The following is a 13,480-nucleotide window of genomic DNA, read 5'->3' on the forward strand; positions in this document are numbered from 1 at the left end:
CGTGGTGCTCGTGGTCCAACTGGTGCTCGTGGGTCTGCTCGCGGGTGAGGAGTTCATCGTCCGATGGGGCATCCAGCCCGCGATCAGGACGCTGCCCGATGATGCGCATCTCCGCACCCGCATCGCGTTGGTGAAGTCGCTCAAGGTCGTCGTGCCGATCCTGATGGTCCCGGCCCTGCTGGCCTCGGTCGCCGTCCTCGTGATCGCCGGGGCAGACGACGGTCTCGGGTGGCGGATCGCCGCGATGGTGGCACTGGTGGTGTTCGTGCTCGCTTCGTTCCTCGGCACGGTCCCGATCAACATCGGCGTCAACGACTGGGATCCGACCGACCCGCCAGCAGACTGGAAGCGCGTCGTGATGCGGTGGGAACGCATCGACGTCCTCCGCTCGAGCGCAGCCGGCGTCGCATTCGTGCTGTTCGCCGCCGCTGTCGTCCAGATGCTGGGCTGACGAGCGGCTACGGCTCCTCGTCGACGAGGGCGACGAATCTCGTGCCCACGCCATCCACCTCGCGCCGCACGCGCCCCGCGGCCGGTTCCGGCGCCTGGTACCCCGCGTGGTAGTCACACATCAGGAAGTCCCAGTCGGGCCACCACTTCTTGGGCCGCGCATCCTCGGTGAAGCCGCAGACGACGCACTCGAGGTGGACCCAGACCTTCTTGCCCGTGCGGTTGGCCCGGGACTGCACGAGCCAGGCAGGCGGATCCTGCTCGATCGCCGCGAGGTCGGCCTCGCTGAGGCGCGGAGGGATCCCGTGGTGTGCCGCCATCTCGAGGGGGATGTCGAGCCGGATGGCGGCGTCGCGTCGCGAGAGCATCCGCCCAGGGTAGGTTCTGCCGCTGGGCGCGGCCACGTCGAGGACGGACGCAGCGTGTCCGCGCAGCACGAGTCGAGGGCGAGGAGCCGCGTCCACCGTCATCGCTGCTGTCGTCGGCGGTCGCTATCGTGACCGCATGCTGCCCGTCGCGCCCGGCGCCCTCCGCGTCCTCCACCTGTCCGACACCCACCTGACCGGTGACGGCTCGCTGCACAACGGCGTGGTGGACACCGCGGCCACACTCGACGCGGTCCTCGCCCGGGTCGCCGACGTCCCCGGTGTCGGCCTGGTCGTCGTCTCCGGGGACTGCTCGGACGACGGCACGCCCGCCTCGTACCAGGCCCTGCTCGACCGCGTCGGGGCCTGGGCGCGTGCGCACGGTTCGGCCGTCGTCGCCGTGCCCGGGAACCACGACGGGCGCGCCGGGTTCCGTGAGGTCCTCGGGAACGGCCACGTGTTCGCCGAAGGTGGGGCACCGGTCGCGCACACGCTGCAGCACGTTGCGCCGAGCGTCCCGGTCGACGGCGTCTCGATGGTGGCCGGGCGCCGGATCATCACGCTCGACACCTCGGTCCCCGGCGCCGGGTACGGCCTGCTGCGGCCCGAGCAGCTCGAACGGCTCCGCGAGCTGCTCGCCGATCCCGCTCCGTACGGGACCGTCCTCGTGCTGCACCACTCGCCGTTGCCGGCGCCGACCGCCCTGCACGAGGCGTTACGACTGCAGAACCCGGACGAGCTGGCGGATGCGCTGCGGGGGAGCGACGTGCGCGTCGTCCTCGCGGGGCACTACCACCACCACATGGTCGGCACGATCACGGGGGTCCCCGTGCTCGTGGCGCCCGGGGTCGCGAACGACACCGACATCGCGGGCGTCTACGAGCGGGAGCGCATCCTCGCCGGCGCCGGAGCGCTCGTGGTCGACGTCCCCGCCGAGGGCACCGTGCTCTCGACGCCCGTGCACGTCCCCGTGCCGGACGAGGGGCGTGAGCTCTTCACGTTCGACGAGGCGCGGGTCGCACGCATCGCGGCGGAGTCGGGCCCGCGCCGCTGAACGGCCCCGGCGGGCGCGGCGAGTCGCAGCCGCAGCCGCAGCCGCAGCCGCCGCAGCGAACCGGCCGCGGACCCAGGCACGGGAGCGCATGCTCGGCGGTACCGCATCACGGTTGCGACGGCGACGGCGACGGTGCCGACAGCAGGAGCGTGCCATGCGTGTGGGATCAGCGGTCGAGTTCGACCGGTACGGCGGGACCGACGAGCTCCACTTCGTCGACCAGGAACGACCGACCCCGGCGGACGGTGAGGTCGTCGTCGAGGTCGTGGCGGCCGGCCTCAGCCACATCGAGATCGCGACCCGCGAAGGGGCCCTGGCGGACCGGCTTCCGACAGTGTTCCCCTCGCGGCAGGGATCGTGCTTCGCGGGCATCGTCCGGGCGAAGGGGCGGTCGGTGCGCGGGGTGCACGCCGGGCAGGCCGTGATGGGCCACGCCGTCGGTGGTGGCGCCCAGGCGAGCTGGGTGTGCGTCCCGGCGGCGGCGATCGTGCGCAAGCCGGAGAACATCCCGTTCGAGGTGGCCGGCGGTCTGTACCTGGCCGGGACGACGGCCTGGCGGATCATCGACGACCTCGCGATCACCGCGGACGACGTCGTGATGATCGCCGCCGCCGCCGGTGGGGTGGGGCACATCGAGGCGCAGCTGGCGCTCGCAGCAGGCGCCCGGGTCATCGGCACCTGCGGTGAGCGGAACCACGACTACCTCCGGCAGATCGGCGTGCTCCCGGTGACGTACGGGGATGGCATGGTCGAGCGGATCCGTCAGGCTGCCGCAGGGCACCCGGTCACCGCGTTCGTCGACAACCGGGGCGACGGTGCGGCCCTGTCGACGGCGCTCGGGGTCGACCCGGCGCGGTTCGTGTCGCTCGAGCGGCGCCGTGACGTCGAGCTGTACTTCGTGCAGGCCGGCGGCGATGACACCGACCCCGCGACGATCATGCAGGACCTCGGTCGGCGCATCGAGGCGCACCAGCTCCGGGTGCTCGTGTCGGGGTTCTACCCCTTCGAGTACCTGGTCGACGCCTACGAGGACCTCGCAGCGGGCCACTCCCGCGGCAAGGTCGTCGTCGGCATGCAGCCCGTCGAGACCGGGATGCGGCAGGAGTGGTACCGCTCCGAGAAGGCGCGCACGATGGCGGAACGCTGACGAGCACGAGCACGAGCACGAGCACGAGCGCGAGCGCCTCCGCGGAGGCGTACCCCTGCGTCAGCGCGGACGCATGCCCGGGTCCACGTCAGCTCAGGACGTCCTTCCGCACGAACCGCAGTGTGGCGAGGCCGCCGAAGACCACGACGTACGCCGCCTGCAGGAGCGCGTTGTGCCGGAACGACTCGAACGACAGCGGGTCGCGTAACAGGTCCCCGAACCCGAGCCACAGGTGCGAGAACAGGAACGGGTGGAGCCAGTCGAGCTGGGGGAGCGCGTCGGCGATCTGCGAGGCGCCGGCGAGGACGACCGTGGCGGCCATCGCCCCGACGGGCACCGCGGTGAGCGTCGACGCGAACAGCCCGATCGCGGTGAGCCCGAGCATCGACAGCGTCACGTAGGCGACGAGCAACAGCGCCCGCACGGCGTACTGCACGCCGCCGACCTGGGTGCCGGAGAGCAGCGTCACCGGACCGATCGGGAACAGCGCCGCCCCGATCGCGACACCGACCACGACGATCGTCAGGGTCGCGGCGAGGGCGAACGCGCCGGCGCCGACGAACTTCACGAGTACGAGCCGGAGCCGGCCGGTCGGCGCGACGAGCAGGTAGCGCAGGGTGCCGAGGTTGGCCTCGCCCGCGATCGTGTCGCCGGACGCGACCCCGATCGTCAGCGGCAGGAACAGCGGGATCGACACCGTCAGCGCCGTGAACGCGACGAACAGCCCGTTGTTCGTGATGTCGGACAGGAACGCCGGGCCGCCCGACGTCCGATGCGTCGCGACCCGGACCGCGACCGCGATGAGGATCGGTACGAGTGCGAGCGCGCCGAGCATCGCCCAGGTGCGCCAGCGGCGGAACAGCACGCGCACCTCGGAGCCGAGGAGCGCGGTGGCGCGCGTGCCCCGGCGACCGGTGTCGGGCCTCCCGGTCGGCGTGACGGCGGTGCCGTCCACCGCGACCGCGCCCCCGTCAGCGGCGCGGTGGCCCGTGCCCGCTGCCTCACCCTGCGACATCGAAACCCTCCCCGGTCAGCGCGACGAAGCGGTCCTCGAGCGTGCCGCCGCCGACGGCGATGCCGCGCACGCGGACGCCGGCCTCGACCAGTGCGGCGGTGACGGTCTCGGCCGGCACCTCGTCCGGGAGGTCCGCCACGAGTCCGTCGGACCGGCTCGTCGCGTCGACGTGGAGGCCGAGCCGCGTGAGCACGATGTGCGCATCGCCCCGGTCCGGGGTCTGCACCGTGACCCGCGCGGTGCCCACCCGTCGGAGCTCGTCGAGCGAACCCTGGGCGACGAGGCTGCCGGCGCGCATCACACCGGCGTGCGTGCACACCTGCTCGATCTCGGCGAGCAGGTGGCTCGACACGAACACGGTGGTGCCGTCGTCGGCGAGCGACCGGATGAGGTTCCGGACCTCACGCGTGCCCTGCGGATCGAGCCCGTTCGTGGGCTCGTCGAGCACGAGGAGGTCACGCTGCGTGAGGAGCGCGTTCGCGAGGCCGAGCCGTTGCTTCATGCCGAGGGAGTAGGCGCCGGCCTTCTTGTCGGCCGCGTGCGTGAGCCCGACGCGGTCGAGGGCGGCGTCCACCCGGCGCGTGCGCGAGGTCGGATCGGAGCGGGGATCGGCGGCGTCGAACCGGTGCAGGTTCGCCCGCCCGGACAGGAACGGGTAGGACGCCGGTCCCTCGACGAGCGCGCCGACCCGCGGCAGCACGCTGGGGAGCGCGCGAGGCATGCGTTCTCCGAGGACCTCGATCGTCCCGGCGCTCGCCGCGGTCAGGCCGAGGAGCATGCGGATCGTCGTGGTCTTGCCGGAGCCGTTCGGGCCGAGGAACCCGAACACCGAGCCGCGCGGCACCGCCAGGTCGATGCCGTCGACGGCGTGCTGCCGTCGGAAGACCTTGCGCAGACCCTGGGTGCGGATCGCGAGGTCCGCGGTGCTCACTCGGCTGCGGCCTCGAGCGCCGACACCGGCACCGCGCCCGCGAGGACGCGGCCGTCGTCCGTGATGAGGATCGACACGAGCGAGGTCTGCACCGCGCGCCCGCCGTCGACCGCCTTGGTGAGCTGCCCGAACAGCTGCGAGCCGTCGGCGTCGAGCTGGCGCTTCGGGAACGTCCCCGCGGGCAGGGTCACGATGCTCGACCAGCCGTCGCCCTGGACGCTCGGGGTCGGTGCGCCGGAGGCCCGCACGTCACCGGGGGCCACGAGGCCGGGGTGCTTGGCCGTCGAGCTGTGCTCCGCGGCATCGGAGAGGTCCTTCGTCGTCACCTTCGCATCGCTCGGCGGCGTGAAGTCGAACAGTGACGCCTTGGGTGTGCCGTACGAGAGCGCGCTGAACCGCACCGACACCGCTGCCGTGGACTGCCCGCGAGCGTCGATCCGGGCGCTCAGCGGCAGGCCGGTGGACTTGTCGATCGCGATGACGACGTCGTGCACGAGCGTCGACGAGGACTTCGGGGTCAGTCGCACCTGCCAGGCGGCGTGCCCGGCGATCGAGGTGGTCGTCGGCGTGCCGACGCGGGTGCTCGGCGTGATCCCGGCGATCGCCCGCGCGGCGATGTCGGCGGGCGACGCGGACCCCGTGTCAGTGCCGTTCGCGGCCGCGGCGGACGACGGGAGCGTGACGTGCACGGCCTTGTCCGCCTTGGAGTCCCAGGTCCAGACGTCGCGCCCGTTGCGGATGACGTCGCGCTCGGCGAGCTGGTCGAGCACCTGCACGCGGGCCTTGCTGCGACCGTCGACGTAGACGCGCGCCTCGTGCGACGCGGTCAGCAGATCGAGCACGTCCGATGCGCCGGACTGCGCGCTCGACGCCCCGGACGAGCCGCTCGTCGACGGCAGCGACGGCAGACCGAGGTCGCTCGTCTGGCTGATCCGCCCGGAGTACGACAGGGTGTCGCTGTGTGCGACGCTCGCGAGCACCTGCGCCGCCGTGGGGTGGCTGCCGGTGGTGGCGGGGGACGGGGTCGCGGCGCTGGCGGCGAGCGGGGCGGCGACCGCCCCGGCGACGACGACCGGCGCGACGACGGCCGGGAGCCAGGTCGACTTCTTCTTCATGACGCATCCCCTTCGACTGCAGGTCCGCTGACGGTACGTCCACAGCCCGAACGTCCGCTGTGGAGGTGCGGATCAGGCGCGCGGTCGGCGGACGTCCGCCAGGTGGTGGACCGGGTCGTGCAGGTAGTACCGGGCGAGAGACTCCACCGTGAACGCACTGCCGTCCGAGCGGAGGCCCGGCCGGTCGACCTGGTCGTCGCGCACCGCGGCGAAGGCGGCGGCGGTCCGGCCCGCGGCGGCCAGGAGCTCCTCGGCGACGACGGCCGGGTCCTGCTCGCCGTACCGGTCCTCCACAGCGGTGGCGTCCTGGTCCCAGTTCGGGAACCGGGGCGCGTCCTCGGCGAGCATGAGCTCGAGCCGACCCGCCATCACGCGGTGCACGTCGCGGACGTGGGCGCCGTACTCGAGCGGTGACCACGTCGCGTCGTCGGGACGCTCGCGGACGTCGTCGCGCGCCAGCTCGGCCGGCCACGCGGCGGCGTTCGCGCGGACGAGCCCCGGGACCTCGTCGAACGTCACGGTGCGACCGTCGAACCCGCACTCGGGGCACCGGTCCTCGAGCACCCAGGTCCAGTTCTTCGTGTCGGGTTCGATCGGCATGGCGGGACGCTACCGTACCGGGGCCCGCCCGTTCACCGGGGTCCGTAGGCTCGGCGCATGCGTCTCCTGCTCATCCGCCACGGTCAGACTCCCGCGAACGTCGACGGGGTGCTCGACACGCTCGTGCCCGGGCCGGGCCTCACCGCGCTCGGCCGGGAACAGGCGGCCCGGTTGCCCGAGGCGCTCGGCGACCGCGGTGTCGGCGCGGTGTTCGTCTCGGACATGGTCCGGACGCACGAGACGGCGGCACCGCTCGCCGAGGCGCTCGGACTCGAGCCGGTCGAGCTCCCGGGACTCCACGAGATCGACGCGGGCGACCTCGAGGGGAAGCGCGACCGCGCCTCCGTCCTCGAGTACATGGGCACGGTGTCCGCATGGCTCGACGGGGACCGCGACCGGCGCATGCCGGGCGGACCGGACGGGCACGCGTTCTTCGCGCGCTTCGACGCCGCCGTGGCGACGATCGCCGCGGGCGGCGCCGACACCGCTGCCGCGTTCAGCCACGGCGCGGCCATCCGGAGCTGGGCGGGTGGAACCGCGACGAACCTCGCGGACCACGCGCTCGCGCGCCACACACTCGAGAACACCGGCATCGTCGAGCTCGACGGCGACCCCGCCAGCGGGTGGACCGTGGTCCGCTGGGAGGGGCAGCCCGTCGGTGGCGACGAGGTCGCGGACCGCAGCGCGCCCGATCCCACGGGCGAGGCGTTCACGCCGCCGGACGGAGCGACGCCCGCCTCCCGGTGATCGGGAGACGGGCGTCGGGGGCCGGCCGGGGCGAGGGTCAGCGCGCCGCGACCGGGGTCGATCCGAGCGGGACGACGACGCCGTGCGCGACGCGGAGCTCCTCGAGCGTCGCGGCGATCTCCTCGTCGCGCTCGTCGGAGGTCCACTGCAGCGCCGTCGCGAGGACGTCGGCGAGCTCGGTGAGGAGCTCGATCGTCACGCCGCCGACGAACGCCAGGTTCGTCCGGCGGAGCACGACGTCGGACAGGTGCACGGCGTGCTCCCGCTCGGCGAAGAACGCCACCTCGGCGGTGGTCAGCTCGGGGTCGGTCTCGAGCGGCACGACGGGCTGGTCGAGGAGCACGTCGATGACCTCGGTCGCCCGGGTGCCGTACCGGGTGAGGAGCCGGTCCACGGCTGCGGGGTCGAGCCCGTCGCGGTGCGTCTGCACCCACAGGGCGCGGTCGCTGTCGGTCGTCGGGAAGTCCTTGCCGCCGCCGATCGGCATACCCGTCGTGTCGACCTTCCGGGTGACACCGAGGCGGTTCGTCACCTCGGTCGACAGGTGCGCGGACAGGGCGCGGAACGTGGTCCACTTGCCGCCGACGAGCGAGAGCACCGTGGCGGACCCGAGGCCGTCGATCGGCGTCTCGACGATGCGGTAGTCACGTGAGACGAACCCGGGGGCGGTGTCCTCGTGCCGGGGGAGCGGCCGGATGCCCGAGTAGCGGTACACGATGTGCTCGCGGTCGAGGGCGATCTGCGGGAACACGTGCCGGACGAGGGCGAAGAAGTAGTCGACCTCCTCCTCGGTGCACACGGCGGGCTCGGCGGGGTCGGCGTCGATGTCGGTCGTGCCGATGAGCACCCGGCCCTTGAGCGGGTAGATGAGCACGATGCGGCCGTCGTCGTTCTCGAAGAAGATCTCGCGGCCCTTCGTCGCCGCGAGCAGCTCCGGGTTGTCGACGACGATGTGGGAGCCCTTCGTGCCGCCCATGTACGCCGTCTCGCCCCCGAACGCCGCGTTCGTCAGGTCGGTCCACGGCCCGGAGGCGTTGACGACGACCGGCGCGGTGACGACGAACTCGGTCCCCGACTCGACGTCGCGGAGCAGGACGCCGCCGTCGCGCGTGCCGACGGCCTCGACGTAGTTCGCCGAGCGGGCGGTCGCGGCGCTGCCGTTCCCGGTACCCGCGGCGAGCCCGTCCTTGAGGACGTCGAGCGCCAGGCGCTCGGGCTCGTGCACGGACGCGTCGTAGTAGGTGCCCGTGTACTTGAGGTCGTGGTTCAGGGCGGGCATGTCCTCGAGCGCGGCCTTCTTCGTGAGGAAGCGGTGCTTCGGCACGGATCCGCCGTCACGCGAGAACGAGTCGTAGAGCGTCATGCCGATCTTGATGAGGGCCGCGCCACGCTCCTTGGTGGACCGCTGCTTGTGCGTCAGCATCCGCAGCGGGGCGTTCATGATGCCCGAGAACGTGGAGAACACCGGCATCGTCGTCTGCAGCGGCTTGACGTAGTGCGGGGCGATCTTGATGAGGCCGTTGCGCTCCTGCACGGACTCGCGGACCAGCCGGAACTCGCCGTTCTCGAGGTAGCGGATGCCGCCGTGGATCATGTGGCTCGACGCGGCCGAGGCCCCCGACGCGTAGTCGTTCCGCTCGACGAGCACGACGTCGACGCCCTGCAGCGCGAGGTCGCGGAAGGTCGCGATGCCGTTGATGCCCCCACCGACGACGAGGACCTGGGCGGTGGGCCGGTCGGTGATGGCCGCGACGTTCGGTCGCAGCGCGGTCTTCTTCGACATGTGGTTCGTCTTCCTCCTCAGCGACGCGGCCGGATTCGCCGCGGCGACTCCTCGATGGTGCGCGCCACTGACAGGAGGGGCAACCCGCCTGCACGAACGTGCACCCGGCCTCCAGAGCGGCGACGACTGGTGGCAACGCGTGTCCGCTGGGGGCGAGAATGGAGCCAGCGGCCCTGCACGTGCGTGCAGGGCGCGCGAGCATGGTGCCGCGCGACGCTGGTGCCGCTGCACGGCACACGAACGCGGAGGACGCACGATGAGCGACGCGGCACAGGCGGTGCGGACGCAACAGGCGCTCCGCGCCGCGCACCTGTACTACATGCAGGACCTGACGATGGAGGCCATCGCCGACGAACTCGGGACGTCCCGGTCGTCCGTCTCGCGGCTGCTCAAGTACGCCCGCGACACCGGGCTCGTCGACATCCAGATCCGGTCCCCGCTCGACCAGGCCGCGGCCCTGAGCCGTGCCCTGCGCACCCGGTTCGACGTGCACGCGCACGTCGTGCCCGTGCCCGACCACACGAGCGACGTCGACCGGCTCGAACGCGTCGCGCTCTCCGCCGCCCGGATCCTGACGCAGTACATCGACTCGAACATGGTGATCGGGATCTCGTGGGGCTCGACGGTGAGTGCGATCAGCCGGTACCTCGTGCCGAAGGCGACGCACGGCTCGACGATCGTGCAGGTGAACGGTGCTGCCAACACACGCACGACCGGCATCGTCTACGCCAGCGAGATCCTCCGCCGCTTCGGCGACGCGTACGGGGCGGTCGTCCAGCAGTTCCCGGTCCCCGCGTTCTTCGACGACCCGGCGACGAAGGCCGCGCTGTTCCGCGAGCGGAGCCTCCGCCCGGTGCTCGACCTGCACCAGCGCATGGACCTCGTGCTGTTCGGGGTCGGCTCGCCCCAGGCCCTCGTCCCGAGCCACGTGTACTCGGGCGGGTACCTCGACCCGGCCGACCGCGAGGAGCTCAAGCGCGACGGCGTCGTCGGCGACGTCACGACGGTGTTCTACCGGGCCGACGGTTCCTGGCGGGACATCGGCCTGAACGCCCGCGCCGGTGCGCCGGACCTCGACACCCTGAAGCGCGCGCCGCGGCGGATCTGCGTCGTCGCGGGGCGCTCGAAGGTCACGAGCCTCGAGGGGGCGCTGGCGGCCGGGCTCGTGACGGACCTCATCGTCGACGAGAGCGCGGGACAGGCGCTGCTCGGCTCCTGAGCGACGGGGAGGCCGACCGCCGAAGCCGGGTCACGGGGGACCCGTCGGGGGACACGGGTCGGGGGACGAACCCGGACGTGTTCCCAGCTGGGCGGGCGTAGGCATGGCGAGCTGTCCGACCACGCAAGGAGCCCTCCATGGCCGTCCTCGACGCTGCCGACGTCCTCACCCAGACCCCGATGCCGTACCCGGCACCGCGCGGGCCGCTCGGCGAGGCGATCCGCGCCGTGCTCACCGAGCGTCCGGACGCCGACCGATCCGCGCTCACCGACACCGCTCGCCGCGCGATCGCCGACGCCGAGGACCTCATCCGCGACGACGACGTGCAGAGCAGCCTCTTCGTGCTCCAGGAGCTCGCCTACGGGGGCATCCAGGGTGTCGACGACCGCTTCGAGTGGGACCCGGACCTCCTCGCGGTGCGTGCCGTGCTCGAGGAGGCGTTCGAGGCCGAGCTCCGCCGCAGGGTGCCGATGCCCGAGCGACCCGAGCCGACCGCGGACGCCGTCGCGGCGGCCCTGTTCGCGATGACCTCCGCCGACTCGGGGCCGAGCCTCTCGCGCTACGTCGCGCGGAAGGCCACGCTCGAGCAGGTCCGCGACCTCCTCGTGAACCGGACGGTCTACACGCTCAAGGAGGCAGACCCGCACTCCTGGGCGATCCCGCGCCTGACCGGCCGCGCCAAGGCCGCGCTCGTCGAGATCCAGTCGGACGAGTACGGCGGGGGCCGGCCGAAGCGCATGCACTCCGCGATCTTCGCCCGCACCGTCCGTGCCGCCGGACTCGACGACTCCTACGGCGCGTACGTCGACGCCGTGTCGGCGCTGACGCTCGCGACGAACACGATGATGAGCCTGTTCGGGCAGCACCGTCGGTTGCGCGGTGCGACTGTCGGACACCTGGCGGCGTACGAGATGACCTCGTCCATCCCCAACAAGCTGTACGGGGACGGTTTCCGGCGCCTCGGCTTCGACGAGGACGCCACGTGGTACTTCGACGAGCACGTCGAGGCCGACGCGGTCCACGAGCAGATCGCCGGGCGCGACCTCGCGGGCGGCCTCGTCGAGGCCGAGCCCGCGCTCCTCGACGACGTGCTGTTCGGCGCCGCCGCGTCGCTCACCGTCGACGGCTGGGCCGCCGCCGAACTGCTCGAGGCGTACCAGGCCGGGCGGTCCTCGCTCCGCGCACCGGTGCAGGTGGCCGCACCGTCCCTCCAGGCCGGATGACCGCACGCGGCGGGGGTCCCCGTCCCGTCGGCCACGCCGCCGACGGCGGCGCCGAGCGCCTGCCGGCGGAGTACGTCCTGCCGCTCCGGTGGGACGACGACACCGACCCGACGGAACTCGCCGCCTACCTGGCGCGCCTCGTCGGGGTCGTCGACGTCACCGTCGTCGACGGCTCGTCGACGGTCGCGGTCGAACGGCACCGCGCCGCGTTCCCGCCGGGGGTCCGGCTGCTGCCGCCACGGGACCGGGCCGGGAGGAACGGCAAGGTCCGCGGGGTCGTCACCGGTGTCGAGACGGCGCGGCACGACGCGGTCGTGGTGGCGGACGACGACGTCCGGTACGACGAGCCCGCGCTCGCCCGTGTCGTCGCGCAGCTCGCTGACGCGGAGGTCGTCCGGCCGCAGAACCACTTCCACCCGTCGCCGTGGCACGCCCGCTGGGACACCGGCCGCACGCTGCTCAACCGCGCGCTCGGGTCGGACTGGCCCGGGACGCTCGGCGTCCGACGCGGGGTGCTGCTCGCGACGGGCGGGTACGACGGGGACGTCCTGTTCGAGAACTGCGAGCTCGTCCGGACCGTGCTGGCCGTCGGGGGCCGACAGGTCCGCCTCGACGACTGCTTCGTCTCCCGCCGTCCGCCGACCGTCCGGCACTTCCTGGGGCAACGCGTGCGCCAGGCGTACGACTCGTGGGCGCAACCGCTCCGGCTCGCCCTGGAACTCGCCGTCCTGCCCGCGGTGCTGTTCGCCGTGCGTCGGCCGCGGTGGCTCGTGGGCGGGGCGGTCGCCGTGGTCGGGCTCGCCGAACTCGGCCGCCGCCGCGCCGGGGGGACCGCCGTGTTCCCGCCGACCGCGGCGCTGTGGTCGCCGCTGTGGCTCGCCGAGCGCGCGGTGTGCTCCTGGCTCGCCGTCGTCGCCCGGGCCCGCGGCGGCGTGCGGTACGCGGGCGAACGGCTCCCGCGCGCGGCCAGCCCGTTGCCGCTGCTCCGCCGACGCCTCGCCGGTGTCGGCTCCGTGACCGACACCCCGACGGAGGGACCCCGCCCATGACCCACGACCCCGACATCGAGATCGTCGCGTGCCCCGACGGGCCGCTCCTCGTGCGCGGCGACGTCCGCATCACGAACCCCGACGGCGAGGACCTGCCCCGCCGCCGGCGCACGGTCGCGCTCTGCCGGTGCGGCAAGTCGATGCTCAAGCCGTACTGCGACGGGACGCACAAGATCATCGGCTTCCGGACCGAGCCGGAGCTGCCCGCCACGGACGTCGCGGCCGACCCGGTCTGACCGTCACCATGACGACAGCGGGCCCGCGACGATCGTCGCGGGCCCGCTGTCGTGCGTCCGGGGGGGTCAGCCCACGGTGCGGATGCGGTCGTCCCGGCGGCTGCGCGAGCGCGGCAGCACGAAGCCGAGCAGGATCATGCCGACGGCGAGCACGAGGTGCAGCCAGTTGTCGGCCGTGTTGAGCGGCACGAAGTTCGCCCCGCTCGTGTGGTTCGCGGTGAACAGGCCGTAGATCCAGAGGACGGCGTAGACGATGCCGCCGATGATCAGGTACCCGCGCGAAGCACCGGCACCGCGGGCGGCGATGACACCGACGACACCGAAGGCCAGGTGCACGATGTTGTGGAGCACGGACACCTGGAACAGGCCGAGCAACATCGCCATCGAGCCTGATCCGGCACCGCTCAGCGAGCCGGTCGTGATCCCCGGGATGAACCCGGCGATCCCGACGACCAGGAAGACGATCCCGACGATCAGTGCGCCCTTCTGGACGGCGGTCGCGGCGTAGGGCGGGTGGGCGGAGGAGTCGGACATGGCAGTTCCTTC

General features: G+C 72.9%; 15 protein-coding genes. 8 read left to right on the forward strand and 7 right to left on the reverse strand.

Features of this window, described 5'->3' with window-relative positions:
* The first annotated feature begins 4 nt into the window (after window positions 1-4).
* Window positions 5-451 (forward strand): anthrone oxygenase family protein, encoded by a 447-nt coding sequence (locus DEI88_RS03645; RefSeq protein WP_181441249.1) that lies wholly within the window; start codon window positions 5-7, stop codon window positions 449-451.
* 7 nt (window positions 452-458) lie between these two features.
* Here the strand turns inward: DEI88_RS03645 and DEI88_RS03650 are convergent, their stop codons facing one another.
* Window positions 459-818: a hypothetical protein gene (locus DEI88_RS03650; RefSeq protein WP_111026459.1), complete on the reverse strand. Its 360-nt coding sequence runs from the start codon at window positions 816-818 to the stop codon at window positions 459-461.
* Window positions 819-954: 136 nt separating this feature from the next.
* Here DEI88_RS03650 and DEI88_RS03655 point away from each other — a divergent pair, with 136 nt between their 5' ends.
* Together DEI88_RS03655 and DEI88_RS03660 are read left to right on the forward strand one after the other, a co-directional pair.
* Window positions 955-1,869: a metallophosphoesterase gene (locus DEI88_RS03655; RefSeq protein ID WP_111072244.1), complete on the forward strand. Its 915-nt coding sequence runs from the start codon at window positions 955-957 to the stop codon at window positions 1,867-1,869.
* A 154-nt stretch (window positions 1,870-2,023) separates the two neighbouring features.
* Window positions 2,024-3,016, forward strand: coding sequence for an NADP-dependent oxidoreductase (locus DEI88_RS03660; protein WP_111072243.1), 993 nt, complete (start codon window positions 2,024-2,026; stop codon window positions 3,014-3,016).
* Between the two features lie 88 nt (window positions 3,017-3,104).
* Here DEI88_RS03660 and DEI88_RS03665 read toward each other — a convergent pair whose 3' ends face one another.
* From DEI88_RS03665 to DEI88_RS03680, 4 genes are all read right to left on the reverse strand, one after another.
* Window positions 3,105-4,031, reverse strand: a complete 927-nt coding sequence (locus tag DEI88_RS03665) for an ABC transporter permease (protein ID WP_111072242.1) — start codon at window positions 4,029-4,031, stop codon at window positions 3,105-3,107.
* Window positions 4,018-4,962, reverse strand: a complete 945-nt coding sequence (locus DEI88_RS03670; protein ID WP_111049459.1) for an ABC transporter ATP-binding protein — start codon at window positions 4,960-4,962, stop codon at window positions 4,018-4,020. Before DEI88_RS03670 ends, DEI88_RS03665 begins: the two co-directional genes overlap by 14 nt.
* Window positions 4,959-6,077, reverse strand: a complete 1,119-nt coding sequence (locus tag DEI88_RS03675) for a LolA family protein (RefSeq protein WP_220038164.1) — start codon at window positions 6,075-6,077, stop codon at window positions 4,959-4,961. The genes DEI88_RS03670 and DEI88_RS03675 overlap by 4 nt, the downstream gene beginning before the upstream one ends.
* A gap of 72 nt (window positions 6,078-6,149) precedes the next feature.
* A complete protein-coding gene (locus DEI88_RS03680; RefSeq protein ID WP_111013824.1) occupies window positions 6,150-6,677 on the reverse strand; it encodes a DinB family protein in 528 nt (175 codons plus the stop codon).
* A 57-nt stretch (window positions 6,678-6,734) separates the two neighbouring features.
* On the opposite strand from DEI88_RS03680, the gene DEI88_RS03685 reads away from it, so the two are divergent.
* Window positions 6,735-7,424 carry a histidine phosphatase family protein gene (locus DEI88_RS03685; protein WP_111072240.1) on the forward strand — a complete coding sequence of 230 codons (690 nt, stop codon included), beginning with the start codon at window positions 6,735-6,737 and terminating at the stop codon, window positions 7,422-7,424.
* Window positions 7,425-7,461: 37 nt separating this feature from the next.
* On the opposite strand, the gene DEI88_RS03690 is transcribed toward DEI88_RS03685, so the two are convergent.
* A complete protein-coding gene (locus tag DEI88_RS03690; protein ID WP_111072239.1) occupies window positions 7,462-9,207 on the reverse strand; it encodes a glycerol-3-phosphate dehydrogenase/oxidase in 1,746 nt (581 codons plus the stop codon).
* 256 nt (window positions 9,208-9,463) lie between these two features.
* Here DEI88_RS03690 and DEI88_RS03695 point away from each other — a divergent pair, with 256 nt between their 5' ends.
* The 4 genes from DEI88_RS03695 to DEI88_RS03710 all read left to right on the forward strand — a co-directional run bounded on the left by DEI88_RS03695 (window position 9,464) and on the right by DEI88_RS03710 (window position 12,934).
* Window positions 9,464-10,426: a sugar-binding transcriptional regulator gene (locus DEI88_RS03695; RefSeq protein WP_111009993.1), complete on the forward strand. Its 963-nt coding sequence runs from the start codon at window positions 9,464-9,466 to the stop codon at window positions 10,424-10,426.
* 137 nt (window positions 10,427-10,563) lie between these two features.
* Entirely contained in the window at window positions 10,564-11,649 is a 1,086-nt protein-coding gene (locus tag DEI88_RS03700; RefSeq protein ID WP_258372243.1) for an iron-containing redox enzyme family protein, read from the forward strand.
* Window positions 11,646-12,698, forward strand: coding sequence for a glycosyltransferase family 2 protein (locus DEI88_RS03705; protein ID WP_111013821.1), 1,053 nt, complete (start codon window positions 11,646-11,648; stop codon window positions 12,696-12,698). Before DEI88_RS03700 ends, DEI88_RS03705 begins: the two co-directional genes overlap by 4 nt.
* On the forward strand, window positions 12,695-12,934 hold the full coding sequence (locus tag DEI88_RS03710) for a CDGSH iron-sulfur domain-containing protein (RefSeq protein WP_111009989.1): 240 nt from the start codon (window positions 12,695-12,697) through the stop codon (window positions 12,932-12,934). Before DEI88_RS03705 ends, DEI88_RS03710 begins: the two co-directional genes overlap by 4 nt.
* 66 nt (window positions 12,935-13,000) lie before the next feature.
* Here the strand turns inward: DEI88_RS03710 and DEI88_RS03715 are convergent, their stop codons facing one another.
* Window positions 13,001-13,468: a DUF4383 domain-containing protein gene (locus DEI88_RS03715; RefSeq protein WP_111072238.1), complete on the reverse strand. Its 468-nt coding sequence runs from the start codon at window positions 13,466-13,468 to the stop codon at window positions 13,001-13,003.
* Window positions 13,469-13,480: the final 12 nt, after the last annotated feature.

The organism is Curtobacterium sp. MCBD17_003 (genome assembly GCF_003234885.2).
GTDB lineage: Bacteria > Actinomycetota > Actinomycetes > Actinomycetales > Microbacteriaceae > Curtobacterium.